This window comes from Clostridium muellerianum (assembly GCF_012926525.1).
In the GTDB taxonomy this organism is placed as follows: Bacteria; Bacillota; Clostridia; order Clostridiales; family Clostridiaceae; genus Clostridium_AM; species Clostridium_AM muellerianum.
On sequence record NZ_JABBNI010000007.1, the window covers coordinates 102305 to 127547 of the forward strand.

17 protein-coding genes and 4 CRISPR repeat arrays (1 of these 21 only partly in view) are annotated in these 25243 nt (G+C 27.1%); of the genes, 16 read left to right on the plus strand and 1 reads right to left on the minus strand.

Going from position 1 to position 25243, the window contains the following annotated elements; all coding sequences use genetic code 11:
- Positions 1-30: 30 nt before the first annotated feature.
- From HBE96_RS03385 to HBE96_RS03395, 3 genes are all read left to right on the plus strand, one after another.
- Positions 31-297 (plus strand): CD3324 family protein, encoded by a 267-nt coding sequence (locus tag HBE96_RS03385; RefSeq protein WP_169296352.1) that lies wholly within the window; start codon positions 31-33, stop codon positions 295-297.
- 231 nt (positions 298-528) lie between these two features.
- Positions 529-1284, plus strand: coding sequence for a class I SAM-dependent methyltransferase (locus tag HBE96_RS03390; RefSeq protein WP_169296353.1), 756 nt, complete (start codon positions 529-531; stop codon positions 1282-1284).
- Between the two features lie 248 nt (positions 1285-1532).
- A complete protein-coding gene (locus tag HBE96_RS03395; protein ID WP_169296354.1) occupies positions 1533-1946 on the plus strand; it encodes a GNAT family N-acetyltransferase in 414 nt (137 codons plus the stop codon).
- A gap of 242 nt (positions 1947-2188) precedes the next feature.
- Here HBE96_RS03395 and HBE96_RS03400 read toward each other — a convergent pair whose 3' ends face one another.
- Positions 2189-2560: a MerR family transcriptional regulator gene (locus tag HBE96_RS03400; RefSeq protein WP_169296355.1), complete on the minus strand. Its 372-nt coding sequence runs from the start codon at positions 2558-2560 to the stop codon at positions 2189-2191.
- A 118-nt stretch (positions 2561-2678) separates the two neighbouring features.
- Between HBE96_RS03400 and HBE96_RS03405 the strand changes: the two genes are divergently transcribed.
- From HBE96_RS03405 to cas2, 13 genes are all read left to right on the plus strand, one after another.
- Positions 2679-3251, plus strand: a complete 573-nt coding sequence (locus HBE96_RS03405; protein WP_169296356.1) for a flavodoxin family protein — start codon at positions 2679-2681, stop codon at positions 3249-3251.
- Between the two features lie 473 nt (positions 3252-3724).
- Entirely contained in the window at positions 3725-4753 is a 1029-nt protein-coding gene (locus HBE96_RS03410) for an Rpn family recombination-promoting nuclease/putative transposase (protein WP_243186814.1), read from the plus strand.
- A gap of 419 nt (positions 4754-5172) precedes the next feature.
- Positions 5173-6039 (plus strand): AraC family transcriptional regulator, encoded by an 867-nt coding sequence (locus HBE96_RS03415; protein ID WP_169296357.1) that lies wholly within the window; start codon positions 5173-5175, stop codon positions 6037-6039.
- Between the two features lie 275 nt (positions 6040-6314).
- A CRISPR array of direct repeats spans positions 6315-7130; the repeat unit is 30 nt; unit sequence GTTGAACTTTAACATAGGATGTATTTAAAT.
- A gap of 99 nt (positions 7131-7229) precedes the next feature.
- Positions 7230-8894: an AAA family ATPase gene (locus tag HBE96_RS03420; RefSeq protein WP_169296358.1), complete on the plus strand. Its 1665-nt coding sequence runs from the start codon at positions 7230-7232 to the stop codon at positions 8892-8894.
- Positions 8895-9102: 208 nt separating this feature from the next.
- A CRISPR array of direct repeats spans positions 9103-10833; the repeat unit is 30 nt; unit sequence GTTGAACTATAACATAGGATGTATTTAAAT.
- Between the two features lie 96 nt (positions 10834-10929).
- Positions 10930-12600, plus strand: a complete 1671-nt coding sequence (locus HBE96_RS03425; protein WP_169296359.1) for an AAA family ATPase — start codon at positions 10930-10932, stop codon at positions 12598-12600.
- A gap of 208 nt (positions 12601-12808) precedes the next feature.
- A CRISPR array of direct repeats spans positions 12809-14284; the repeat unit is 30 nt; unit sequence GTTGAACTATAACATAGGATGTATTTAAAT.
- A 788-nt stretch (positions 14285-15072) separates the two neighbouring features.
- Positions 15073-15780 carry a CRISPR-associated endoribonuclease Cas6 gene (locus HBE96_RS03430; RefSeq protein ID WP_169296360.1) on the plus strand — a complete coding sequence of 236 codons (708 nt, stop codon included), beginning with the start codon at positions 15073-15075 and terminating at the stop codon, positions 15778-15780.
- A gap of 16 nt (positions 15781-15796) precedes the next feature.
- Positions 15797-17563, plus strand: coding sequence for a hypothetical protein (locus tag HBE96_RS03435; protein WP_169296361.1), 1767 nt, complete (start codon positions 15797-15799; stop codon positions 17561-17563).
- Complete coding sequence (locus tag HBE96_RS03440; RefSeq protein WP_169296362.1) at positions 17556-18488, plus strand: type I CRISPR-associated protein Cas7; 933 nt, start codon at positions 17556-17558, stop codon at positions 18486-18488. The genes HBE96_RS03435 and HBE96_RS03440 overlap by 8 nt, the downstream gene beginning before the upstream one ends.
- 3 nt (positions 18489-18491) lie before the next feature.
- Positions 18492-19220 carry a type I-B CRISPR-associated protein Cas5b gene (gene cas5b / locus HBE96_RS03445; protein ID WP_169296363.1) on the plus strand — a complete coding sequence of 243 codons (729 nt, stop codon included), beginning with the start codon at positions 18492-18494 and terminating at the stop codon, positions 19218-19220.
- Between the two features lie 13 nt (positions 19221-19233).
- Positions 19234-21834, plus strand: a complete 2601-nt coding sequence (gene cas3, locus HBE96_RS03450; RefSeq protein WP_169296364.1) for a CRISPR-associated helicase Cas3' — start codon at positions 19234-19236, stop codon at positions 21832-21834.
- Between the two features lie 48 nt (positions 21835-21882).
- Positions 21883-22377 (plus strand): CRISPR-associated protein Cas4, encoded by a 495-nt coding sequence (gene cas4 / locus HBE96_RS03455; RefSeq protein ID WP_169296365.1) that lies wholly within the window; start codon positions 21883-21885, stop codon positions 22375-22377.
- Between the two features lie 179 nt (positions 22378-22556).
- Positions 22557-23558, plus strand: coding sequence for a type I-B CRISPR-associated endonuclease Cas1b (cas1b, locus tag HBE96_RS03460; RefSeq protein WP_169296366.1), 1002 nt, complete (start codon positions 22557-22559; stop codon positions 23556-23558).
- Position 23559: 1 nt separating this feature from the next.
- Positions 23560-23847 carry a CRISPR-associated endonuclease Cas2 gene (gene cas2, locus HBE96_RS03465; protein ID WP_169296367.1) on the plus strand — a complete coding sequence of 96 codons (288 nt, stop codon included), beginning with the start codon at positions 23560-23562 and terminating at the stop codon, positions 23845-23847.
- A 179-nt stretch (positions 23848-24026) separates the two neighbouring features.
- Positions 24027-25243: a CRISPR direct-repeat array (repeat unit 30 nt; unit sequence GTTGAACTTTAACATAAGATGTATTTAAAT); it runs 1100 nt beyond the window's last position.

Here is a 25243-nt window from a genome sequence, read left to right on the forward strand (position 1 = left end):
TTTTAATTAGTGATGAAGGAGCGAATTAGAATGAAATATATAAATGCTATGGAAGTATTACCTGAAGGTTTACTTAACGAGATTCAAAAGTACATTTCTGGTGAGATAGTATATATTCCTCAGATAGAAGGTATAAAAAATAATTGGGGAAGTAAAACTGGTGCAAAAGAGAAAATTGCCAATAGAAATAAACAAATTAGACTTGAAAAAGAAAATGGTAAAACCATTGATGAACTTATGCTTAAATACAATCTTTCCTATGACTCAATTAAAAAAATTGTATATGTAAAAAAGTAGTTATTTATACCCCTCTGTAGTTTCAGAACTATAGGGGGTTTGTGCATAGAATAACTATAGTAATTATTTATCTTTTATAGTAATAAAATATTGTTTATGATAATTATAGGATTCTTAAGGTAATTGGTTTCTTTAAGCTGCTTTATATAGATAGATAAAACTTTTTTATTTTAAATGAAAATTTCATATAAACTTAAGAGTCACTTTATAATGAAAGAGGGTTATATTTATATGGATAAAAAATATACAGATATAAATTCTAAAATTATTAGTGAATGGTCTGAAAAAGGTTGGAAATGGGGTCAACCTATTAGTCATGAAGTTTTTGAAAAAGCTAGAAATAATGATTGGTTTGTGTTGTTGACGCCTACTAAACCAGTACCAAAGGAATGGTTTGGTAAAATGGAAAATGCTGAAGTACTAGGACTAGCTTCTGGTGGTGGTCAGCAAATGCCTATATTTACTGCATTAGGTGCAAAGTGTACAGTACTAGATTATTCAGAAAAGCAGTTGTTAAGTGAAAAAGAAGTGGCTATGAGAGAAAATTATGAAATTAAAACAATTAGAGCAGATATGACAAAGCCGCTTCCTTTTGAGGATGAAGTCTTTGACTTGATATTCCATCCAGTTTCTAATTGTTATATTGAAGAAGTTATTCCTGTTTGGAAGGAGTGTTATAGAGTGCTCAAAAAAGGAGGGATTTTATTGGCAGGATTAGATAATGGTATTAATTTTATTATTGATGATAAAGAAACAGAAATAATTCAAAAGCTTCCATTTAATCCATTGAAAGATAAAGAATTGTACGAGACTTCAATGAAAAATGATTGGGGAATTCAATTTTCACATAGTATTGAAGAACAAATTGGAGGACAACTGCAGACAGGATTTACACTCACAGATATATACCAGGATACCAATGGTGAAGGCAGACTTCATGAATTGAATATTCCCTGTTTTTATGCAACAAGAGCAATTAAAAAGTAATGATTTTTTATTCAAAGTTTAGTTCTATGGAATATGATCTAAAGCATAAATTAGTAAAAACGTATGCTTCCTTATTTAGGGAGCATATTTTTACATAAATAAAGGCTAAAATCCTTTATTATTCTGCTAGAGATTTAGCTGTGTGCTATAATGAAAAATGAGAATGGCTATTTTACAGTGGTTAAACTTTAATATAGTAGGTATGCTAAAAAAACAATAGTAAGCATATAAGGAGGTATAGAATTAAAATGAAAATTGAGATTACTGATGAAATTAAAGAACAAGATAAAGATATTATTTTTCAAGGTTTATTAGAATATAATTTAGCGAGAATTGAAGATAAAAACCCAAAGGATTTAGGAGTTTATGTACAGGATGAAACAGGCAAAAAAGTTGCTGGTCTAATTGGAAATACGCATGGTAATTGGTTGTTTATAAAGTTTTTATGGGTGAATGAAAAGTTACGTCAGCATAACATCGGAAGTAATATTTTAAAGCAGGCAGAAAAAACAGCAAAAGAGCGTGGTTGCAAGTATTCATTTTTAGATACTTTTAGTTTTCAAGCACCTAAATTTTATAAAAAATATGGGTACAAAGAAGTGTTTGCGTTAGAAAACTATCCTGTCACAGGAAAACGTTATTATTTTACTAAAATTCTTTAAATATAAAGACAAATTTCAACTTTAGGTAAGAGTTATAAATAGTAAGTTTTACACGAAGATATAATAAATAGAATCATAAAATAAAGACATTACCAATTGATGCAAGCGATAAAGAAATTAAAAGTTTGGTTATTGAGTAGAATAAAACAAGGGAAATTTTGATTTTAAGTTAATTATTATAAATCTGCAAAATAAAGTACTCCTAAAGCTTTGGAATATAAGTATTAAGAGTACTTTTTTATTTACAACTGCTGCATTAGTAGATGATATCGATCTAATTTTTCATCAATTCTATTCAAGATTGTTTTTAAATCTTCAATTTGAATTTCTACTCTTTTTCTATGTTCTATAAGCATCTTTTCTCTTTCAAATATAGTTGAATTACCCGGTGACATGAGTTCTGCATAACATTGCAAATCCTTTAAAGGCATGCCTGTATTTTTTACTTTTATCAAAAAATTTATCCATTCTATGTTAAAATCAGAATAAATCCTATAACCATTTTTATCACGAGAAATATTTTTTATTAAGAGCTGTTTTTCATAAAATCGCAGTGTGTGTTCACTTAAACCTGTTAATTTAGAAACTTCCTTGATATTGAACTGATTTTTCATTTAATATAATTACCTCCTTAAAAGCTGGCTTATATAAACATTATAATTTAAAAATAAAAAGCTTGCATTAGAGTTAACTCTAAGGTATATACTTACAAAGTCTGAAGGAGGGGGTTGTATGAAGGTTATAGGAATAAGTGGTAGTGCACGGAAAAATGGGAATACAGCAATATTAATTGAAACAGTGTTTAAAGAATTAGAAAAACGAGGAATAGAGACAGAGCTAATACAGCTATTTGATAAAGAAATTCAGGGTTGTAAAGGATGTTTTGCTTGCAGTGGAAAGGAAAAATGTGTTATTGAGAAAGATACTTTTAATGAATGTTTTAAAAAAATGATTGAAGCAGATGGAATTATTTTGGGATCACCAGTTTATTCAGCTGATATATCATCTAAAATGAAAGCTTTTCTTGAACGATCAGGTGTTATTATTTCAGTTAATCCTGGACTAATTAAATATAAAGTAGGCGCTTCTGTTGCAGCAGTTCGACGTGGTGGTGGAATGACTGCTGTAGATACTTTAAACCATTTTTTATTAAATAAAGAGGTTTTACTGGTAGGTTCTACTTATTGGAATATGGTTTATGGAAAAGATATTGGTGATGTTTTAAAAGATGAGGAAGGTATGAGAAATATGAGAAATTTGGGTGAAAACATGGCATGGCTAATGAAAAGGTTAAAATCAGTTTAGCTTTATAAAGGCTTAAGTTGAACTATTTGTGTTAAAATAATTGTTTCAATATCTATACACAATTAATTGTTCAAATTTTACCAGCCAAAGCTAAAAGTAAAGTGCCTTTTAAATCTTGATATATAAGGCTTAAAGGTGCTTTTTTATTATAGTTTTAAAAATAAAAAAACGGCTGGTAAAATTTTAAGTAAATCCTTTGATTTCAATGAATTAAGGGGTATAATAAAAAAGAAGAATGGCTATTTTACAGGTTGAACTATAACATAGGATGTAGTATTGTTTGTATAAAAATTATAATTTACAAAATTTTAAAATTGAACAAATAAGATAATGATAATAAAGGAACTGCATTACTTAACTTAGAATTTTGCAGTGTTTTGTCATATTCAATAAAAATGATATTGAATAGAATAATATAAATGCTTTATAATTGTTTTAAAGAAAGATAAAACGCAAGAGGAAGTGGATAAGTTTTGGCAAAGAAGCATGATTTTGATGCAGCATGGAAATCGATTTTGGAAGCTTTTGAAGTAGAAATAGTAGAAATGCTTTTTCCAGAGATATTTAAAAATATAGCCTGGGAATATGGAGCAGATTCTTTGGACAAAGAATTGCAGGAAATACAAAGGAAAATTTTTGATAAAGACAGCAGCGAAAAGGTAATATCGGACAAAATAATAAAGGTGAAGTTAAAGAATAATAATAGTAAAATATTGTTTATACATGTGGAAGTACAGAGCTACAGTAGTGAAAATGAAGTATTTGGAGAAAGAATGTTCAGATACTTTTATAGAATTTGGGATAAGTTCAGGTATAAGTATGAGGATAAATCAGAAATAGTAGCAGCAGTTATATATACATATAAGGGAGAAAGAGGCAAAGATAAAAGTTACATATATAAATTGCCAGATATAAATGAAGAAATATTAATATATAATTTTAGGACAATAGATATAGAAAATATAAAACTAGAAAATATCAGTGAAAATAATCCACTAAAGTTAGTATTTAAAATGGCAAAGAATTTACTAGAAATAAAAGCTAATGATGAAGAAATATTTAAGGCAAAAATTAAATTAGCTGAAGAACTAAGAGGATATGAAAAAATAAAAAATAATGAACAAATAAAAGCATTAGTAGACTTTCTAGAATACTTATTTTTAATTGAAGATCCAGAGTTAGAGAAAAAATATGAAGAATATAAAAAAGAAATTGGAGGTGCATTTAAAATGAGTATAGATGAAATTAGAAGATTACATTATAAACAAGAGGGAAAAGAAGAAGGAAAAGAAGAAGGAAGAGAAGAAGAGAGAGAACAATCTAGATTAAAAGATGTTGAAAGAGTTATAAAATTACTTAATAAGAAGTTTAATAATGTAGATGAAGTAATAATTGAAAGTGTAAAAGTATTGGACAGTAATAAGTTAAACTCAATTATTGAAGATATACTAGATATAGAAAATATAGAAGATTTAGATAAGTATGGAGTTAAATCTTGTTAAAGATTAAATATGATAAAAATTTAATGAATATAATGTAAATAGATAGCAAGATTTTATAATTTTATTTTTGATATGAAAATTTACCAGCCATAGGAAAAGCTAAAGTACCTTTAAAACTTTGAAATATAAGGCTTAAGGGTGCTTTTTATATTATATTTTTAAAAATCAAAAAACGGCTGGTAAAATTTTAAGTAAATCCTTTGATTTCAATGAATTAAGGGGTATAATAAAAAAGAAGAATGGCTATTTTACAGGTTGAAATATAACATGGGATGTATTTGAGGAAGGGGCTACATTATGAAATGTAAGTTTACTTCACTGAAATTGTTTAATAATTTTTCAGACAAAATATAACACAAAAAGTCGGGAATAATCACTTGAAAAGAGATAAGATATATGTATAGATAGAGGTGATGATTATGAGATGGATTGAAGGAATAGGTGAAGTTGTCAACTATATAGAGGAGAATATCACTGAAGAAATTGTAATAAAAAATATTGCAAAAAAAGCACTTATATCTCCCTTTTATTTTCAAAAATGTTTTGCAATGCTTTGTGGTTTTACAGTGGGAGAGTATATCAGACAACGAAGGCTTGCCCTTGCTGGAAATGAGCTCGTTTTTACTGATAAGAAAATCATTGATATTGCATTGAAATACGGTTATACATCACCAGATAGCTTCACAAAAGCTTTTACTCGATTTCATGGTGTTACACCTACTGCTGTTCGAAAAGATGGAGCAATGATTAAATCGTTTGCTCCTCTGAAAATCAAATTTTCATTGGAAGGTGGTTATATTATGGATTATAAAATTGTTAAAAAGGATTCCTTTACTGTTATGGGTGTATCAAAAGTATTTAAGTACGATGATGCACTTGCAGAAATTCCACAGTTTTGGGTAGAGCATTATAAAACAGGAAAAGGTAAATTTGTATGTGGAATGTATGGAATATGTATAGATGAGAGCATGGGCTCAAATGGGTTTGAATATTTGATTGCAGATGATTATAATCCATCCATAGAAATACCTGATGGTTTTATTACAAAGGTTATTCCTAAGCATATATGGGCTGTTTTTGCTTGTAGAGGTGCGATGCCAAAAGCTATACAAGATGTGAATAAAAAAATCTTCTCAGAATGGCTGCCTAATTGCAAGGATTATGAAATTGCAGCAGGTTATAATATTGAAATGTACACTAATTTGGATGACTATCCAAAAGGTAATCAGGATGAAAACTACTACAGCGAAATATGGATTCCTGTTAAGAAAAAAATAACTGCATAGAAATAATTTAAATCATCATATTCATTCTAATCTTGAAATGCTAATAAATTTGATTTTATATTATAAAATGTAGTTTTAACTTTAATTTAACTAAGAATTTTACCAACTGAAGCTAGAAATAAAGTACCTTTAAAGCTTTGAAATATAAGGCTTAAGGGTACTTTTTATATTATATTTTTAAAAATCAAAAAACAGCTGGTAAAATTTTGAGAAAATCCTTTAATTTCAATAGATTAAGGGGTATAATAAAAAATAAGAATGGCTATTTTACAGTGGTTGAACTTTAACATAGGATGTATTTAAATACAACCATTTGCTTTATCTGTTTCATAAGCATTAACAGTTGAACTTTAACATAGGATGTATTTAAATACTGTATCTAAGCATCTAACTCGTCCACTATAACCTGTTGAACTTTAACATAGGATGTATTTAAATTTTACCATATCATATGTATATGCTGTAAGGGTATAGTTGAACTTTAACATAGGATGTATTTAAATAACATTTAGTGATGTAGATATAGAAAATATAAAAAAGTTGAACTTTAACATAGGATGTATTTAAATGGTTCATAGCCATGTTCTTTCATCCAAGCAAATAAGTTGAACTTTAACATAGGATGTATTTAAATTAAAACTTAGGATGTTCGTTAAGCCGCCCTATAAGTTGAACTTTAACATAGGATGTATTTAAATGATATATCAGCTGCCATTAAGTCGATTACTGGAGTAGTTGAACTTTAACATAGGATGTATTTAAATTTTGCGACTGCAGCAGTTACCTATGGTAAAGAAACAGTTGAACTTTAACATAGGATGTATTTAAATTTTAGGTGCATTGGTATAATTCCAAGCAAAATATCTGTTGAACTTTAACATAGGATGTATTTAAATCTGTAATACCCTTTAAAAAAAGATTTTTCTCTAAAGGTTGAACTTTAACATAGGATGTATTTAAATTCTATTTTAGTAATTGTGTCACTCTTTACTTTATGTTGAACTTTAACATAGGATGTATTTAAATTAAGGATAGCTTTGTACTTCCAGTTAAACCACAACGTTGAACTTTAACATAGGATATATTAAAACTAAATGCTATTGCTATAAATCAGCAGTAGCATTTAGTTTTATGAATGTTTAAATTGTACTGTTTGTGTTAAAATAATTGTTAAGGAAGGAAGTGGTTAAGTGAAAAAGATTCCTATAGGTATAACTGATTTTAAAGGAATTATAAATGATAATTACTATCTTGTAGATAAAAGTTTGCTTATAAAAGATATAATGGAAGATGGATCAAAAGTTTTATTATTACCTAGGCCAAGGCGTTTTGGAAAGACTATAAATATGAGTATGCTTAAGTATTTCTTTGAAAAAACTGATGAAGATAATAGCTTTCTTTTTAAAGAATTAGATATATATAAACATAAAGATGTTATGGAAAGACAGGGGAAATATCCTGTGATTTATATAACTTTTAAAGATTTAAAAGACAAAAATATTGATAAATGTTATGAAAAGATAAAAGAAATTTTAAGTGAACAATATAATAAATTCAAATTTATATTAGATAGCCTAAGTGAAGTAGATAAAATATATTATAATGATATTTTACTTAGAAAGGCATCTGAAGCACAATATGAAACCAGTCTTAAGAATTTAAGCAAATTTTTAAGCATATATTATGGCATTAATGTAGTGATTTTAATTGATGAATATGATGTACCAATACAAAGCGGATATTTGAATAATTATTATGAAGATATAGTTGAATTTATGAGAAATTTTTTAAGCGGTGGAGTTAAAGATAATGAATACCTTGAAAAGGCAGTGATGACAGGCATTCTTAGGGTAGCAAAAGAAAGTATATTCTCAGGACTTAACAATCTAAGCGTATATGATATTTTAAAGAATAAATACAGCAGCTACTTTGGATTTTTAGAAGCTGAGATAGAAGAAATTTTTAAATATTATGAAGTCGAATTTAAATTAAATGAAGTTAAAAGCTGGTACAATGGCTATGTATTTGGAGAAAATATAATATATAATCCCTGGTCCATATTGAATTACGTAAATAATTATGAAGAAGGACTTCAGCCATATTGGATAAATACTAGCAGTAACGATTTAGTAAAAAGTCTCATAACAAAAGGTGGACAGCAGCTAAAAAGTGAATTAGAAGATTTAATTCAAGATAAAAGCATAACAAAAGAAATAAATGAAAATATTGAAATGAAGGAAATAGACAAGAGTACAGAAAATGTATGGAGTTTCTTACTTCTTAGTGGATATTTGAAAACTATAAAAAAGACAAGAAATCCAGATGGAAGACTCATATGTGAACTTTCTATACCAAATTTAGAAGTAAAGTATTTATATAATGAAATAGTAATGAGCTGGCTTAAAGAAAGTATACGCAATGATGAATTTAATATTATGTTAAATTCACTTACAAATGGAGATATAGAAACCTTTGAAGATATTTTTGCAGATTATGTGACTAAGAGCTTTAGTTACTTTGATATAGGTGATGAAAGTGAAAGCTTTTATCATGCTTTTGTACTTGGAATATTAGTGGCATTAAATAATAAATATAGAGTAAAATCTAATAGGGAAAGTGGTTATGGAAGATACGATATAATGATTATTCCAAAGGATGCAGAAAAACGAGGTATAATAATTGAATTTAAAAAAGTTAATAAAAGAAGAAAAGAAACTTTAAATACAGCAGCTGAAAATGCATTAGCTCAAATAAAAACTATGAATTATAAACAAGAGCTTATTGAACTTGGAGTAAAAAATGTAATAGAGCTTGGAATTGCTTTTGAAGGTAAAGATGTTCTAGTATTAACATAAAGTGTAATACTAACTTGAATTAACTAAGAAATTTACCAGCTGAAGCTAGAAATAATGTGCCTTTAAAGTCTTGAAGTATAAGGCTTAAGGGTACTTTTTATATTATGTTTTTAAAAATCAAAAAACAGCTGGTAAAATTTTAAGGGAATCCTTTATTTTCAATGTATTAAGGGGTATAATGAAAAAGAAGAATGGCTATTTTGCAGTGGTTGAACTATAACATAGGATGTATTTAAATATCATACCTAGATTATCCTTCGCTATATAGTAAGTTGTTGAACTATAACATAGGATGTATTTAAATTATTTTAAAACCACTTTATCAATTCTGTTTAAAGTGTTGAACTATAACATAGGATGTATTTAAATTTTAAAGTTGCTTATGTAGATGAAGATAAGCTTAAAGTTGAACTATAACATAGGATGTATTTAAATCTAAAGGAATATTCAATTCTAATAAAGCATTATATGTTGAACTATAACATAGGATGTATTTAAATGAGAATGGGCAAATTATAGGAGTTGTAGGTAATGTGTTGAACTATAACATAGGATGTATTTAAATTAAACAAATCCCCCTATATATGTAAACTTTAAATGCGTTGAACTATAACATAGGATGTATTTAAATTAGATGTACACAAGTTTCCCCATTCCAAAGCAACCATGTTGAACTATAACATAGGATGTATTTAAATTTTGCCACATAAAAATAAGCTACTATAGTACGGAAGTTGAACTATAACATAGGATGTATTTAAATGTTACCTTTTGTGGGTTTCTAGCTTGTACTATAGGTTGAACTATAACATAGGATGTATTTAAATAAAATTGCTAGATTAATTGTCCTGCTGCCTATATGTTGAACTATAACATAGGATGTATTTAAATTGGTGAATATTATGGGCTAACTTCAAAGCCACTTGTTGAACTATAACATAGGATGTATTTAAATAAAGAGGAATATGGAATATATCTTATACCTAGCATTGTTGAACTATAACATAGGATGTATTTAAATTGGAGCTATAGGAGAATTACAAAACGGCGGGCTTAAGTTGAACTATAACATAGGATGTATTTAAATTCAGTACCAACATATTAAAATACATCTGCTTAAAAGTTGAACTATAACATAGGATGTATTTAAATCCAATTACTCCTGGTAAACTACCATCCTCTGCATGTTGAACTATAACATAGGATGTATTTAAATATATTACTAAGTGCATTTAATGCTCTATCTATCTGGTTGAACTATAACATAGGATGTATTTAAATGCAAATGCTGAACTTATAACTACAGTTACAAACCACGTTGAACTATAACATAGGATGTATTTAAATTAAATTTAGCATGAGAAATGATCCAAAGCCAGTGGAGTTGAACTATAACATAGGATGTATTTAAATGTATATTCACCTAATGCTAATATCACATAATTTTTAGTTGAACTATAACATAGGATGTATTTAAATAAATCACCTCTTTATGTATATTGTATACGATATATCGTTGAACTATAACATAGGATGTATTTAAATTGACGTAATTACGAATATACAACGTTCACCATCTTGTTGAACTATAACATAGGATGTATTTAAATAATATTTCCTCACTAGATTCATCATTTTCTATTTTTGTTGAACTATAACATAGGATGTATTTAAATTTTCAACCATTTATTTCACCTGCCTTATAGCACCTGTTGAACTATAACATAGGATGTATTTAAATACACTGTTTCTCCACCAGAAAACCACCTAAGAGCTTGTTGAACTATAACATAGGATGTATTTAAATTGCACAGAATCATAAGTCCATTCTGATTTCGAACATGTTGAACTATAACATAGGATGTATTTAAATAACTTTGCCAAAGTTTCCACTTCCTTTCCTATCTGTGTTGAACTTTAACATATGACATATTTAAACTAAATGCTACTGCTATAAATCAGCAGTAGCATTTTTTATGAATGTTTAAATTGCACTGTTTGTGTTAAAATAATTGTTAAGGAAGGAAGTGGTTAAGTGAAAAAGATTTCTATAGGTATAACTGATTTTAAGGAAATTGTAAATAATAATTACTATCTTGTAGATAAAAGTTTGTTTATAAAAGAGATAATGGAAGATGGATCAAAAGTTTTATTATTACCAAGGCCAAGACGTTTTGGAAAGACTATAAATATGAGCATGCTTAAGTATTTCTTTGAAAAGACTGATGAAGATAACAGCTTTCTTTTTGAAGAATTGAATATATATGAACATAAAGATATTATGGAAAGACAAGGAAAATATCCAGTTATTTATCTCACCTTTAAGGATGAAAAATATTTAAGTTGGAAAGATTGTAAAAGTGGGATGAAATTTGTAATAGGAAGTGAATTTAAAAGGCATAAATATCTTCTTGAAAGTAATATAATGGATGATGAAGAAAAAGAAATTTATAAGGATGTTATGAACTTAAAGGCAGAAGATATATATTATTATAAAAGTTTATTAAGTTTAAGCATGTATTTATCTAAGTATTATAATAAAAAAGCTGTAATAATTATAGATGAATATGATGTACCAATACAAAGTGGATATAATGGTGATTACTACGAAGATATTATAAATTTTATGAGAAATTTTTTAAGTGGAGGCTTGAAGGATAATATATATTTAGAAAAGGCAATTCTTACAGGTATACTTAGAGTAGCGAAGGAGAGTATATTTTCAGGACTTAATAATTTAAATGTATATAGTATTTTAAAAAATAAATACAGCAGCTACTTTGGATTTTCAGAGGCTGAGATAGAAAACATTTTTAGATATTACAAAGTAGAATTTAAGCTTGATGAAGTTAAAAGCTGGTACAATGGCTATGTATTTGGAGAAAACATAATATATAATCCATGGTCCATACTAAATTATGTAAATAATTATGAAGAAGGACTTCAGCCATATTGGATAAATACCAGCAGCAATGATTTAGTGAAAAAACTTATAACAAAAGGCGATCAGCAGCTAAAAAGTGAACTGGAAGATTTAATTCAAGATAAAAATATAACAAAAGCAATAAATGAAAATATTGAAATGAAGGAAATAGACAAAAGTACAGAGAATGTATGGAGTTTTTTACTTCTTAGCGGATATTTGAAAACTGTGAAAAAGACAAGAAAGCCAGATGGAAGACTTGTATGTGAACTTGCTATACCTAATATAGAAGTAAAATACTTGTATAATGAAATAATAATGAGCTGGCTTAAAGAAAGCGTAAATAATGATGAATTCAATCTTATGTTAAATTCACTTACAAATGGAGATATAGAAACCTTTGAAGATATTTTTGCAGATTATGTGACCAAGAGCTTTAGTTACTTTGATATAGGTGATGAAAGTGAGAGCTTTTATCATGCTTTTGTACTTGGAATATTAGTGGCGTTAAATGATAAATATAGAGTGAAATCTAACAGAGAAAGCGGCTATGGAAGATATGATATAATGATTATTCCAAAGGATATAGAAAAAAATGGTATAATAATTGAGTTTAAAAAAGTTAATAAAAGGAGAAAAGAAACTTTAAATACAGCAGCTGAAAATGCATTAGCTCAAATAAAAACTATGAATTATAAACAAGAGCTTATTGAACTTGGAGTAAAAAATGTAATAGAGCTTGGAATTGCTTTTGAAGGTAAAGATGTTCTAGTATTAACATAAAGTGTAATACTAACTTGAATTAACTAAGAAATTCACCAGCTGAAGCTAGAAATAAAGTGCCTTTAAAGCCTTGAAGTATAAGGCTTAAGGGTACTTTTTATATTGTGTTTTTAAAAATCAAAAAACGGCTGGTAAAATTTTAAGTAAGTCCTTTATTTTCAATGGATTAAGGGTTATAATGAAAAAGAATAATGGCTATTTTACAGTGGTTGAACTATAACATAGGATGTATTTAAATTACCAAACATATTTAACATAACCTTTTGATACTTTTGTTGAACTATAACATAGGATGTATTTAAATCCTTGTAACTTATAATAATGTTTTCCTTCAATAAAGTTGAACTATAACATAGGATGTATTTAAATGAGAATGGGCAAATTATAGGAGTTGTAGGTAATGTGTTGAACTATAACATAGGATGTATTTAAATTTGCCTGCGTTGTAAGAATGTCTCCGCCACAGCTACGTTGAACTATAACATAGGATGTATTTAAATTTGTACCACTTCTCCTTTATGATAAAATTTTATTGAGTTGAACTATAACATAGGATGTATTTAAATGCATCAGAAACCTCTTTATGTCCTAACTTATTTACAGTTGAACTATAACATAGGATGTATTTAAATTGTGCTAAGTCACCTTCATATACTCCATTTATTAAAGTTGAACTATAACATAGGATGTATTTAAATCCGCCTTGGTAAGCTCTATAGTGTCTACCAAATACAAGTTGAACTATAACATAGGATGTATTTAAATTTTATTTGTGTAAACGGAATTAAACAAGAGATTTCGGTTGAACTATAACATAGGATGTATTTAAATTAGTAGTTATTTATCCATCTGTAACGAATATTAATAGTTGAACTATAACATAGGATGTATTTAAATTTCAGCATCCCCCTATCTGTCTTCAAATTTATATATGTTGAACTATAACATAGGATGTATTTAAATGTATTGAAAAAGGAATGGTATTAGACAAATGTTTAGTTGAACTATAACATAGGATGTATTTAAATTCTTATCTATCTCCTTTTAAATTAACCTATATTTACGTTGAACTATAACATAGGATGTATTTAAATGAAAATGTTATCTATGGTGGTATGATTTTGAAATATGTTGAACTATAACATAGGATGTATTTAAATTGAAGATGTTGCAACTAAGGTTAAAGTACAAAGGGTTGAACTATAACATAGGATGTATTTAAATTATTCTGAAAAATTGATTTAACCTCTTGTAACTTTTGTTGAACTATAACATAGGATGTATTTAAATACTACAGTAATTAATAATTTCACTTATAATAGTCCGTTGAACTATAACATAGGATGTATTTAAATTTGATGGGAATAAATACTATGATGATGCAACATAATGTTGAACTATAACATAGGATGTATTTAAATTTTCTATTGCTTCTAATGCTATGTTATACCACATGCGTTGAACTATAACATAGGATGTATTTAAATCAGTAACATCCATCCAAAACGGATTAGGACAATATAGTTGAACTATAACATAGGATGTATTTAAATTGGTAACCTCCTGCACTTTTTCTTACTTTATACTAAGTTGAACTATAACATAGGATGTATTTAAATGAGTTGCATCAAAGCTTATACCGCAATCCATATCTGTTGAACTATAACATAGGATGTGATTGAAAATATTTAGAGACTAAAATAAATAAATTTTTTATAAGTGTATATTATTTAGAACTTAGGCAATAATGTCTTGTGTAATGAAAATTTAGCTTTTGATATTTTCGCCTTTGAATAAATTTATCTCAAGTATAATTTAAATTTAACTTCAGCAAAAATTGTATTTAAATATATTATTTGTTAAACATTTAATGTGAACAATAACAAGAGTTGTGTAAAGAAAGTTATATAGTTAAATAATAAATCCTTAAATTCAATATTATTTGTAAAACAATTTAATAACTTTGAAATTTAATTATTATGATAAATGGAGGTGCTAGAAAATGAAAGGCTTTATAAGTAAAACTATATTTACAGCAGCAATATTAACTGGAGTATATATTTTATCTAATTCAAAAAACTTAATAAACTTAGGGGTGAATTTTAAAGAAAGCAAATAGGTGATTTTTATTACTTAGTTGCTTTTTTATTGTAAAATTGATGTTCTATTAATGTGAATGTGAAGAGATTTTTGAAATTCTACAAAAAATTTCAAAAATTATAGAGGTATTGTAATAAAAACGTAGAATAGTAATATATATGAAATTAATTGGTGCATTTAGAAACAAATATAGATATATAATATTGTAATCAAAGCTTAGGGTATTTAATTTTTCACTCTCAATTTTTAAATGAAAGCTTTGTTTTGTAATTTGATTGTACTAAGTTAAATTTTGCATGGGTGAAAATTGGATTATATATCTATAATAAAATTTTAGTAATTTAGTGATAAAGCTTAAAAAGGAGAAATATTGTGCATATATTTGAATGTAATTTTAAAGTTTTTTTAATAAAAGATATATCAAAAGAAGATGTACAGGAGGCTATAAGTAAGTTAATAGACAAATCTTTTTATAAAAATGAAAAACTGAAGGATTTTCATGAAGAAAACAGAATAAAGGGTTATTGCTTTAATAGCTTGTATCCAATTTCAATAAATAAGAATTATAATGAAGGTGAAATATACAATTTTCAAATAAGATGTGTAGGAGAAGAACTAAAAAATCATTTTGTAAAGTTTTTAACTAATGAGTATACAACTTCTATAAAGGCACTTACCTGTGAAAGCAAAAGCATATTTAAAAAGCCAATAGATAGAATTTACAGTATAACTCCAACTGTAATTAAGATTTCAGATGTGGAAAAAACAGAATACTGGAGAAATAAGCATAATGAAGAAGACTTTTTTGAATACATAAGAGAAAATAGTATAAAAAAATATGAAGTATTAACAGGGGAAAAAGTAGATAGAAGCTTAAGGATATTTACTTATGAAAGAATAGATAACAGAACTCCAATAGCTACTAGTTTTAAAGGTAGAAGAATGCTTGGTGATAAAATTACATTGACTGTAGATATAGGTATTGAAGCTCAAAATATTGCATATATGCTTCTTGGAACTGGCATTGGGGATATGTCTCCCAGAGGCTATGGATACATGAATTATCAATACATTAAATAGAGAGAAGGGATAATTTGTGATAAGTGAAATAAGTGAAGTGTTTAAAAAGCAGTATGAGGAAAAAGGTGAAGGTTTAATTATAGATAATTATGTGCTTGCACCAGGACAATATGCTGTGTTTACCCTGAAAGATACTGCAGATACAATAGACATTTTTGACGTGAATAAGAAAACAGATAAGGAAGAAGAAAGTTATAAAAATTTTGCAAAGCTAGACTATATGAGTGGCCTTATTTCAATGAATAAACCCGTTGATCCTAATAAAATAATTCACAGTAATAATATGTATGCCTTTTATGTAAAGAAGGATAATTTAGATGCTGAAAAAGGAAAGCTTAAGGATGAAATTATTGATACATATTATAGCGTACTTAAAAATCCTAAAATTAAATATAAAAACAAACCTAAAAGTTTAGAACTTTATTTAAAAGTTGAAGAGAAGTATGGAAAATCAGATGAAGAGATTATAGATAAAATAAACTTATGGATAAAGGAAAATATATATAAAATAGCTTTAAAGCTTAAGTTAGATAAAACTTACCTTAAACTCTTCTACAAAACCAATTCAGAAAATTATGAAAAGGAAAGTAAAAAGTACATTCTTCCTAATATTTATAATAGCACTGATTACAATGTTAAAATCGAAGAAAAGGTTTATGGACTTCCTGATTTTAATATGGGACTAAATTCGAAAAAACCTTATTTAGAAAATAAAACTAGGAAAACTAAGCTGCCACTTCTTGTACCAGCTGATAAAATAGTTATTCAAAAAAAGCTTTTTAGTTATTTATTGAATTGCTCTGCACAGGGTAAAAATTATGTCTATGTTGGAAATGAAATAGAGGAAATGACACCTAAGGAAGGAAGAAATAAAAACTTCCAAGGTCATTTTTTAAGGGTAAACAAGGGAAAAGAAGTTGAAATTGTAGATTCTGATGTTGTAACTAATTATAGATATAAGTTAAAGAAATCTATGAAGCTTTCAAGAATAATTGATAAGGGCGTTGGCAAGGATTTTTTACCACTTAAAAAAAGCTTTAGCAATTTAAATGAATTAAAAGGAGCTATAGATGAAATATTTTTTAGCAATTACCTAAATAATAACTATTTTACAGAACCTAAAGATATAAGGTTGGATGATAATAAATTGAAGGAAATTCTTATTAAATATAGATATGGATTTTACACTTGGTTTTATAAAGGAGAAGATTCTCTTGTAAGTAAGTTTTGGAACAAAGTAACAAGAGAACTTTTGTGTAATTCAATGCTTCGTGGAAATGTAAATAAAGCCATTAATCAATTTAATTTAAGGCATGCTTTATTGGATTATTTTAAAAATGAAAATGGAGGGGACAATATGGCAAGTAGTGTAAAGGATATACGAAAAAGTTTAGATGAAAAGATAAATATAAAAGTAGATTCAGATTATAAGGTAGAAATAAATGATGATAAAGAATATTACTTTTGCGTAGGGCAGTTAATGCAGTATTTTTATGCACTAAACAAGTCTAGTACTAAGAATTACTCATTTATAAGACCAATACTTAGTGCTAAAAATGATGATTTTATAAAGGAACAGCTTAGAAGGTTATTCATGAAATACAGTTATGCAATAAAAGGGTCTTTAAAATTTAGCAATATGTATTATATGGTTGAAGCTTATGCTCCAGAAGGTGATGTAGACCAGGATATACTTATTGCAGGTTTTTTGTGTCCTAATTTAATATTAAAAAAATCAGATAAAAATAATGGTGAAATAGGGGAGGATATTAAGCATGAATAGAGTATATGGAGTAATTGGAATTAAAGCTGTTATGGCAAATTGGAATGCAGATTTCAGTGGATACCCTAAAACAATTAGTGATGGAACGGTTTTTGGAAGTGATAAAGCTTTAAAATATAGTATGAAAAAATATTGGGAAGCTAATTCTGAAAAGGTGCTTTATATAAAGTCCTTTAAAGTGGATAAGGATAAAAAGATGAAACCAAAATCTTTAGAAGAAAGATATAATGAAATTTTTAATACTACACTTACTAAAAAGGATGAAACTACAGTTATACTTAAAAACCTTTTTTCAGCTGTAGATGTTAAAGCTTTTGGAGCAACCTTTGCAGAAGAAGGTAACAATATTGGATTAACTGGAGCTGTACAAATTGGTCAGGGCTTTAATGTTTATGAAGCTTCAAATGCTGAAGAACAGCAAATACTTTCTCCTTTTAGAAGTGACAAAAAAGCTAAAGAGGGAGAGGAAGCAGCAGAAGCAAATCAAAGTACCCTTGGTACAAAAATTGTAAGTAATGAAGCACATTATTTATATCCATTTTACATTAATCCAATTTCTTATAAGAACTATGAAGAAATGAGTGTTACAGAAGGTTATACAGAAGAAGATTATAATAAATTTAAAGAAGCAGCTCTTGTAGGGGCTACTGCTCTTAATACAAACTCCAAAGCAGGCTGCGAAAATGAATTTGCCATGTTTATAGAAACAGAAGAAGATACATATCTTCCTAATTTAACACAGTTTATGGATTTTCAAAAAGTAAATGAACATGATGCTCTTGAACTTAATTTAGATGATTTGTTAGATGGAGTCAAAGATAAGATAAAGAGTATGGAGATTTACTATAATGATTATAAATTAAAATTAAATAATATTCCTAAAGGAGCTAAAACCTTCAATATATTTACAAGAAAAGAGGTTTAAGATATGCAGGTGGTAAGATTCAAGCTTTCAGGCAGAACTGCATTCTTTAAAAAGCCAGATGTAAACACTTATTATTATTTCACTTATGGAAACATACATAAGGTTGCTCTTCTTGGAATTATGGGAAGTATTGTGGGATTAGATGGATATAACAAACAAAGTGAAGTTTATCCTAAATTTTATGAAAAGTTAAAGGGTGCCAAGGTAGCTGTAGTTACTTGTAATAAGCAAGGATATATAACCAAGAAAATTCAAACCTTTAATAATTCTGTGGGATATGCAAGTTTGGAGCAGGGTGGAAATCTTATAGTTAAAGAACAATGGCTTCAAGATCCATGCTGGATAATATATGTTAGGATAGATGAAACTACAGAAGAATTTGCAGAATTGATTTTAAATAATAAAGCTAAGTTCATACCTTATTTAGGCAAAAATGATCATTTTGCAGATATTACAGATGTAAAAAAGGTGGATTTGAAAGAAGTAAAAGAAGTAAGTCATATACAAAGTTTGTTTAAAACTGGAGATTTTAAAATAGATGCTTATATAGATGAAGAAGAGGACGATTTTAATCCATGGAGATATAGAGAATGTTTGCCTGTAGGTTTAGATGAAGCATTAAATCAATATGAATTTGAAGATTTCACAGCAACAAATCTTTCAATTAAAAATACTAACAGAATTACTTTATATAAAGATAATGAGCTTAATAAGGTTATATACTTATTTTAGAAGGAGATTAAAAATGTATTTTGAAGATGTGAATATTTTTCAAATTGAAGATCATGTAAGCAATTTAAAAAATATGTATGCTCATAGAGATACTGAAAATAAAAAGCCTAAGGAATATTTAAGAGATCATATAGAGTGTACTATTGAGTATTTTCACTTTATTTGCAGAGAGAAAAATTTAGATAACATTTTTATAAATCTTGAAAAAAGTCTTCTTAAAGAAAAGGATAATGTTTTAGTACAGTTATGGAAGGAAATGCTGATAAATACTGTATACATGCATGATGTAGGAAAAATAAATCCAGCTTTTCAATATGATATTATGTTAAATGATTTTTATAAAGATAATGAAAGTAGGGATAGTAAACATTCCCTACTTAGTTCTTATATATATGTTAGTTATTTTGATAAAAAAATAAAGAATTTAGACATTGAAAAGCTAGATAAAAGTTTTTTAAGATATTTTATGTATTTAAATGCCTACATTATATCCAAACATCATGGCTATTTATCAGATTTTGAAGACTTCGGTACTTATTTAGCAGATGAAACTGAAGATTATTTTAAAGAAGATGATTTTCCTGATTTAAATATGAACACCCTAAAAAATAGCACAATAGTCAATTTCTTTTATGGTGACAGCTTTAAAATTATAAAAGAATATGTGAAAAATAAAGATAGTGATTTTAATATTTATATATACTCTAAAATTTTATTTTCAATACTTACAGCCTCAGATTATTATGCAACAGCAGAATATATGGATGGACACAAAGTAGTTGATATGGGCATTATAACTAAAGAGTTAAAGGAAAAGTTTTGCTCAGAATTTAACAATTATGAAATCACAAAAAACATAAGAAATTATGAAAAAAATCCAGTTATTGATGGTAATTATACAAGTATAAATGAACTTAGATCTGAAATAACTTTAGAAAGTGAAAAAAATTATTTAAAGAATAAAGACAAAAATATATATTACCTTGAAGCACCTACAGGAGCAGGTAAGACTATAACCTCTATAAATTTGGCAAATTTAATACTCAAATCAGAGAAAGCTATTAATGAACTTTTCTATGTGTTTCCATTTAACACTCTAGTTGAACAGACAGAAAAGGGATTAAAGGACATATTTAAAAGAAGCGATATAACACAAAACATATCTGTAATAAATTCTTTAACACCAATAAAAACAGTAGATAAAAATGAAGATTATAAAGACTTTAGAAGTAAAGAAAATAATAGAAAAATTGATTATAAAAAATCACTTTTAAATAGAATTTTTCTCAATTATCCTTTTATTATAACAACTCATGTTAATCTATTTAATTATCTTTTTGGCACTAGCAGAGAAGAAGGTTTTCCTCTAATTCACATTTGTAACTCAGTAATAATACTTGATGAAATTCAAAGCTATAAAAATGGAATATGGAAAGAAATAATTAATTTTTTAAGTGCTTATGCGGAAATTCTCAATGTAAAGGTTATTATAATGTCTGCTACACTTCCTAGACTTAATAAGCTTGTAGAAAGAGAGGATAATAACTTTGTTTATCTCATAAAAGACAGAAAACACTATTTTGAAAATCCACTATTTAAAAATAGAGTTGAATTTGAAATGATGGATTTAGGAGAAGATCCAGAGAGTGAGGGTTTTGAACTGCTTTTGAAGGATATATTAAAGGAAAGCAAAAACAATAATAAAATTTTGATAGAGTTTATATTTAAAAAGCATGCAGATAAGTTTTTTGATTATATGAATGAAAATTTTATTAGTGATAGTGGTCATGAAATTAAGATTATAACTTCTGATGACAATAAAATAGATAGAGAAAAGATTATAAAATTAGCAAAGGGAAAGAAAAATAAGGTGATTATTATATCAACTCAGGTTATAGAAGCAGGCGTGGATATTGATATGGATCTTGGATATAAAAATATATCTATTTTAGATGCAGAAGAACAGTTTATGGGCAGAATAAATAGATCATGTTTAAATTCTGGAAGAGTAAAATTCTTTCAAATAGATAACTGTAGACTTCTTTATAAAGATGATGTGAGAAAAGAAAAAGAACTTACCTTGATTAATACAGAAATACAAGAAATTTTGAGAAATAAAGATTTTGAAGGATATTATGACAGGGTTATAGATAAAATTGATAAGAAAAAAAGAGAAATTAATGATAAAGGTTATTTGAGTTTTATAAAACAGCTTTATAATTTAAATTTTGAAAAGATAAAGGATTATATGAAGCTTATTGATGATGAAATTAATCAAAATAAGTATACTATATTCCTTTCAAGAAAAATTGAAGTCAAGGACGAGAAAGATGGCAATGTTGATATGCTTGATGGGAGGATTTTGTGGAAAGATTATAAAAAACTATTGGTGGACAGTGAAATGGATTATTCTGAAAGAAGAGTGAAGCTTTCAGAAAAGAACGCACAGTTAAGCTATTTTATTTATAAGGTTAAAAAGCTTCCAAGCCAGTATAATGAAATACTTGGAGATATTTATTATATTGAAGATGGAGAAAAGTATGTGTTAAACGGTAGATTCAATCAGGAAATATTTATGGGAGAAACTCCAGATGAAGCTAATTTAATATTATAAACAGAGTTCCTGGCGTAGGATAAAATTTGTTTTTAATGGAGGTGTAATATGAAAATCACAGGAACAATAATAAATTACTACATCCACTGTAACCGTCAATGCTGGCTTCATGCTCACAGAATAAATTTGGAGGACAACAGTGAAGAAGTGAGAATAGGAAAAGTACTGCATGAATTGGCAGCAGAAGGCAAGAAGAACACGGAAATATCCATAGAAAATATAAAAGTAGATAAGATAACTGATGAATACTTAGTGGAAATGAAAAAATCAGATGCAGATGTGGAAGCTGTAAAATGGCAGGTTTTGCTCTATCTTAAAATATTGAAGAATAAAGGCATAGAAAGAAAAGGAAAAATTCAGTTTGAAGAAAAAAATAAACAGGATAAAAAGATAGTTTATATTGACCTTACAGAAGAAAATGAACAAGCTTTAGAAGAATTTTTAAGCAGCATAAATAATTTACTGGAACAAGAAAATCCTCCAAAAGAAGAATTGAAAAAGGGTTGTAAGAAGTGCGCTTATTATGAATACTGCTTTATTTAGAGACAATAGAGTGAAAAATAGAGCATGTTGTTAATTTTATAATTAGATTTGCTGAAAATAAGAAATTACATTTTTAATATTTATTAGATGTTTTCAAAAATATTTTATTCAATGTAATCAGTACAAATTTAAGATTTTTGAAAGTGTATATATTTATTATAGAGTGAGAAGGGGATATTATGGGAAATGGAACGAGATTTATAATGTCTCAGGGAGATATTACAAGGAAAGATAATTCTATTTGTTTTAGAAAAGGAAACAAAAATACATATATGCCAGTGGAAGCAACTAAAGAACTTTATTTATTAAATGAAGTAAATTTAAATACCAAATTCTTAGATTTCGCAGCTAAAGCTGGTATTGTGATACATTTCTTTAATTATTATGGCTATTACAGCGGTACTTTTTATCCAAAGGAATATTTAATAAGTGGAAATCTTACAATAAAACAGTCAGAGGCTTTTATTAAAAATAGAATACATATTGCAAAGGCTTTTGTAAAAGGGATAGGTATCAACATTTATGAAGTAGTTTATCATTATTATAAGCATGACAAGAAGGAAACCAAGGAATTTTTGGATTGGATCAAAAAAGACTTTATGGATGTTTTAGATAAAACAAATGATATAAAACAAATTTTGTTTATAGAAGGTCAAGTTTGGATGAAATTCTATGATAACTTTAAATATTTTTTGCCAGAGGACTTTTTAATGAATAAAAGAGTAAAAAGACCACCAGATAATCCAATGAATGCTATGATTTCCTTTGGTAATTCCATACTTTATGCTAGAACTATTTCTCAAATTTATCATACCCATTTAAATCAAAGTATAAGTTTTCTTCATGAACCTAGCGAAGGAAGATTTTCTTTAAGCCTTGATCTTTCAGAAGTATTTAAACCAGCTATTGTATATAAAACTATTTTTGAATTAGTTAATAATAAAAAGATACAGGTATCAAAGCACTTTGAGAGGAAGCTTAATTATTGTTTATTAAATGAAGCTGGAAAGAAAGTATTTATACCAGCTTTAGAGGAAAGGTTTAATAGTGTATTTGAACATGCTAAATTAAAAAGAAAGGTTAGTTATGAGGCAGCTATTAAATATGATGGATACAAGCTTATAAAGTATATATTTGAAGGAAAAGATTTTGCACCATTTAGCCTTAAGGAGATGATGTGATATGGGAAAGATAGAAAATTGTAATTATGCTTTTGTTTTTTATGATATTAATGAAAAAAGGGTTCAAAGAGTTTTTAAGATTTGTAAAAAGTATTTTAAGCATCATCAAAAATCAGTGTTTAGAGGAAATATAACTCCTTCTAATTTAATAAAGCTAAGGGCGGAACTTAAAAAGGTTATTGATGAAAGTGAGGATTTTGTATCAATAATAAAATTAATGAATGAAAAAAGCTTTAGTGAAGAAACGTTAGGAGTAAATTTAGAAAATAGTGAAGCATTAATTCTTTAAATTTTACCAGCTAAAGTTAGAAGCAAAGTGCCTTTTAAGCCTTTAAATACAAGACTTAAAGGTACTTTTTTTATTGTAGTTTTGAAAATTAAAAAACGGCTGGTAAAATTTTAAGGAAATGCTTTATTTTCAATGGGTTAAGAGGTATAATAAAAAATAAGAATGGCTATTTTACAGTGGTTGAACTTTAACATAAGATGTATTTAAATCCACCATAATAAAAAAGGTAACGCTTAAAACGCTACGTTGAACTTTAACATAAGATGTATTTAAATTTTCAGAAAGCTTTTTGTTTTGTAAGTCGATAGTATGTTGAACTTTAACATAAGATGTATTTAAATTATCCCTAGTAGTTTTTTTGAAGCTTACGTATATGTTGAACTTTAACATAAGATGTATTTAAATGGTAATATTAAGATATCTTCTATATTTATCTTTCTGTTGAACTTTAACATAAGATGTATTTAAATCCAAATTTTCTTAAATATTCATTATAGCTTTCTTCGTTGAACTTTAACATAAGATGTATTTAAATCTTTGAGTGATTTCTGAGTGAGTAACTTTTACTAGTTGAACTTTAACATAAGATGTATTTAAATTGCGCTGTATAACTACTTGTTTTATCTTTATTAAGTTGAACTTTAACATAAGATGTATTTAAATTTGTATACCTCAGATACCCATATCCTGTGAATTCATGTTGAACTTTAACATAAGATGTATTTAAATTGTTGTAAATCCTACAGATCCAGGGAGAAAAATTCCGTTGAACTTTAACATAAGATGTATTTAAATTCAGCATTCATATTTTTATATTCATAAAAATCCATGGTTGAACTTTAACATAAGATGTATTTAAATGCTATTTGCTCTTTAGACATTTTACCGATTTTCTGTTGAACTTTAACATAAGATGTATTTAAATAGTGATTCCTTTATTTTCTTAGCACTAGCCATATTTGTTGAACTTTAACATAAGATGTATTTAAATCCAGTTCTCATCCCTATAAGAACAGGTGAACTTGCTGTTGAACTTTAACATAAGATGTATTTAAATCTAACATTAGTAACGTTTAATTGAACTTTAGCACCTGTTGAACTTTAACATAAGATGTATTTAAATCTCATAATTGTACTCCTTTCTATTAATCTAAAGCTAGTTGAACTTTAACATAAGATGTATTTAAATACTATCCTTATATACTCATAATTATTAGGATTAGTAGTTGAACTTTAACATAAGATGTATTTAAATTGTATAAAGCATATGGTCTTCTTTTTTAACAAAATAGTTGAACTTTAACATAAGATGTATTTAAATGGTATTAACTGTACCTCAAAGCTCTCTATCCTTTTGTTGAACTTTAACATAAGATGTATTTAAATGGTAAAGAAT